The sequence below is a fragment of the Citrobacter sp. S55_ASV_140 genome (assembly GCF_018919505.1).
GTDB lineage: Bacteria > Pseudomonadota > Gammaproteobacteria > Enterobacterales > Enterobacteriaceae > Citrobacter > Citrobacter werkmanii.
Genome location: NZ_JAHLQZ010000293.1, coordinates 1 through 3,529 on the forward strand (window position 1 = coordinate 1; position 3,529 = coordinate 3,529).

General features: G+C 44.6%; 5 protein-coding genes and 1 pseudogene. 4 read left to right on the forward strand and 2 right to left on the reverse strand.

Annotation, left to right across the window (positions count from 1 at the left end; translation table 11 throughout):
• Positions 1-450, reverse strand: a 450-nt coding sequence (locus KQJ18_RS22625) for an MASE1 domain-containing protein (RefSeq protein WP_216422803.1), incomplete at its 3' end; no start/stop codon positions are given.
• 159 nt (positions 451-609) lie between these two features.
• Positions 610-771, reverse strand: coding sequence for a hypothetical protein (locus KQJ18_RS24755; protein WP_223229544.1), 162 nt, complete (start codon positions 769-771; stop codon positions 610-612).
• A 26-nt stretch (positions 772-797) separates the two neighbouring features.
• Between KQJ18_RS24755 and KQJ18_RS22630 the strand changes: the two genes are divergently transcribed.
• The 4 genes and pseudogenes from KQJ18_RS22630 to KQJ18_RS22645 form a co-directional block, all read left to right on the forward strand.
• A complete protein-coding gene (locus KQJ18_RS22630; RefSeq protein WP_071888163.1) occupies positions 798-1,001 on the forward strand; it encodes a YfgG family protein in 204 nt (67 codons plus the stop codon).
• A gap of 414 nt (positions 1,002-1,415) precedes the next feature.
• Positions 1,416-1,646, forward strand: a pseudogene (locus KQJ18_RS22635) (mechanosensitive ion channel domain-containing protein); the annotation flags it as partial.
• 272 nt (positions 1,647-1,918) lie between these two features.
• Positions 1,919-2,587 carry a hypothetical protein gene (locus KQJ18_RS22640; RefSeq protein WP_085049260.1) on the forward strand — a complete coding sequence of 223 codons (669 nt, stop codon included), beginning with the start codon at positions 1,919-1,921 and terminating at the stop codon, positions 2,585-2,587.
• Positions 2,588-2,620: 33 nt separating this feature from the next.
• The coding region (locus KQJ18_RS22645) for a hypothetical protein (protein WP_216422804.1) at positions 2,621-3,529 on the forward strand (909 nt) is incomplete at its 3' end.

Below are 3,529 nucleotides of genomic sequence, written 5' to 3' on the forward strand. Positions count from 1 at the left end.
CTCATAGACGCCCACAAAGGCGGCAAACTGGAAGAGAATCAGAAACAGCGTTGCCGGGCAGAACACCTGCCAGAACATTCGCTGAAACATCAGGTGAGAATCGCCGTGGGAAACATTGTTGCGTCGGGGAACGAATACCTTATACCCGCCCCAACTAAGCACTAGCGTAACTATAAAGTGAGAAATTATTGAGAGTGTTTCAAATAGTCCAACCTGCGGATATTTATACCAGATTATGGAAATGATAATTCCTGGCAATGCCGCCCAGCCAAAAAAGAGCATCAGACTAATCATCAGCGCCAATGGCAGATAGAAAAGTATTACGGTCCCCGTACTAATATGGGCATAGGTGTTGGCAGTGCTCAATATAGGCAACAGCAAAGAAGGCAAGATGAGAGGTAACGCCCACCATCTATCTCTAATACCAATATATTTTTTATTGAGTTTCATAGATGCTCAGTAGAATCCCACACATCCTGTAGGGGGTATTCAGACAGGCATCCCACCTGACTTTAAATCGTTAAAGTAATACATCATATTGATTCATCAATTCTAGTTGTCAGCAAAGGCCGACGTTTGATACATATCAAAAAAAATGCCCCTCATTAATCAATTATTACTCTTTTCATTATTTTTTATCGTTAATTCATTATTCGCGCAAATAATCATATTAATTTCCATAACATAAGGGGATAAAACAACTGAAGCAATTTTACATAACGAAGAATTGACCATTCCCTCACAGTATGCCTTAATGTGAGTATCGCCCATGTCGGGTACACTACAAGGAACCTTTTGTGAGCCAGGTTACCAGCCTACGCAAACGACACCGATTTAACAGTCGCATGATCCGGATCGTACTGCTTATCAGCTTCCTCTTCTTCTTCGGACGCTTCGTCTACTCCGCCATTGGTGCGTGGCATCACCACCAGGACAAAAAAGAATCTCAGCAGCTAACCCTGCCGCAACAGACCTCCCCAGCACAAACAGCCCCACGTTAATCGCTCGCAGACCGCGTTGATGTCCTGACCCTCAAGATTCCTTACCGGATGGCTAATCGTCTGACAGTTAACCATCCGGTAAGGGATTTGTGTTCCCTCCCGTCACTACTTTTATAATGCCACATACTCCCCCAGCAAATCATTTTTTGATTTCCGTACAATTGCGCAATATTTTCGCTCCTCGTCACCACACTATTCGCACTGAGTTACTATGTTTCTGTGTATTGGAGATAATAAACGTAAATACAGTTCAAATAGTCACTCACCGATAGCATTAGTTAATATAAATAACGCACACATTAATATTTAAAATGTAATTACATATATATAAGATTTTGGCTTTTTATATTCAACAAGGTAATACGATGCAGGGTTTTACATTATTCCCGAAAATTCGAAGCGGTATTGAATGACTCACTGGGCACAGCGATGCTATCCAACATCACCGCTGGTGTATTGTTGGTTTCCCTGCGACCTTTCCGCGCCGAAGAAATCGTGCAGATTGGCACTGTCACCGGGACAGTTGAAAAAGTGCATCTTTTCTCAACCACCCTACTCACCGCTGATAGTAAAAAGGTGGTGATCCCTAACGGCAAAATCATCGCTGACAATATTGTTAACTACTCTCGCCCCCCGTTTCGCCGCACCGACCAGGTCGATTGTCGATTAAAATACGCTGACCGGGGGTATTTCCTCTGCTGGGCCGCATTAGCGTTGATTAATAGCTTAAAAGCCCACTCTTAAATAAAATTTAAAAATTAAATGCTAAAAAGGAGACCGTAAATATCATCATCGTTACATGTTTCCAGGTCTCACATTACAGGCTACAAAAAACAACCTCCCCCCCTCCCCAACATATCTGTACAATACTCTCTATCGTTTTCTATACGTTATTCATGATGAAGGAATCCATAAAAATGGAACAACCGGTCAAATGTGACCCACATATCCTGTCGTTACTGAAAAAAACCTCCCTCAATCACATTGACTATCTGGTCGACGTTCTGACAGACAACGGCAAGGGCCGGGTAGCATTATCATCGTCCGTTAAGGACTTACTACTCGAAGAGAAGGCAGAACGGGATTACAGCGAGCATGGTCTGCGGCATCTGCTACATGAATTGCAGGAATATGGCGGACACTCGCTCGTTAATATTTTCCGCAGTGAGCCGTTGCCTTATTCTGAGTTATTAACCGATGTTCATAAAAAGCTCAATGGCAAAGACAGCAAGAAAAAAAATAACGCCACAAAAGAGCGGGAAATCGTCCTAAGTTTGTTTGGTGATGACTGGCAGTCATTAGCCGATCATGAACGTTGGGAGCGCTGCACAGAAACGAAAGTTGTCTCCGGTTTTTTCAAGATGCAGGATAATCTGCGCATCAACGATAAAGGGGTTGTTATCGGCCTGTCAACTGCGGCAAGCGTAGCGGCATTTGCCGCACTCCGCTTACATCCCGTCACTGCTATCGTCAGTACGATTGGCCTTGCTAACCAAACGCTTGGGGAGGCATACCGGGTAACAATTCCTTTCATTGCCCATATCGCGATGCTCAACATGCTTTACTCGCCCAAAGTAGCGCAGTAAAAATACCGTAACTAACCCAGCAGAATTCACCCTATGTCAACTTTAGCGAACAACAATCAGATAGCTGAGCAAGAAGCGGCCTTCGAGGTGGACATCGTCGACGCGCAAAATAATCCCCTGGTGAAAATACACAGCCAGCCTGGATACTGGCAAGATATTACGCAACAGGACTCGCAGACGGAACTTGATCCCAGCAGCATTTCACTCTTGAACCACTGGCTCAGTAGCGTACCCACCGTCGCCACTGCCTTTGCAGGTAACGCGACACAATTAATGACCTGTTCTTTCGAATACAGCCAACTGGTACAGGCGAAAGATGGCAGCGGAGCAATCGGCGCGGTACTTAATCCAGACACCAACAAAATTGGCGCGCAAGCCCGATTTCACGAAGCTGAAAATCTGAAGTCGCTGGTCAATGCCAGCCTGGTTTTTAATATCGCGTCACAACTTCTGGCCCAAAAACATCTTGCCGATATTAATGAGAGACTGCGGATCATCGAACAAAAGATCGATTCGATTAAAAGCCATCTTGAACAATCGCGCCTCGCGAAGATCCAGGCTTTCCATGAACATCTCAATATTATCGGTTTATTACTGAGCCGTAATGACATTATCACCAAAGAGTCACTACTCAACCTGGCCAAAAGCGCGCAGGAAGTACGCTCGCAGGTTAAGCATCTTGAAAAGGATATCACTCAGGCATATCGAGAAATTGAACAATTTGAACCAACCAGTTGGTTTGGATCTGACGATCTCCGGGAAGCGCTCAAACTGAAAATAAGCAATGTGGAGCGGTTGCAGCGTGAGTATCTGACGGGTATGCAATGTTTGTTGGTGGCTAATCTCATCCTGTTCATCAAGCATGACGGCAACCAAGAATTTGTCCTGACAAGCGAAGTCTATTTAAAAGAACTGAATGCCAGCAACGGCATATTTCAGCAA

What these genes read in the sequence shown, in the direction of transcription:
- KQJ18_RS24755 (WP_223229544.1), bottom strand. Translation starts at nt 771, where the DNA reads ATGGGCGATACTCACATTAAGGCATACTGTGAGGGAATGGTCAATTCT.
- KQJ18_RS22640 (WP_085049260.1), top strand. Translation starts at nt 1,919, where the DNA reads ATGGAACAACCGGTCAAATGTGACCCACATATCCTGTCGTTACTGAAA.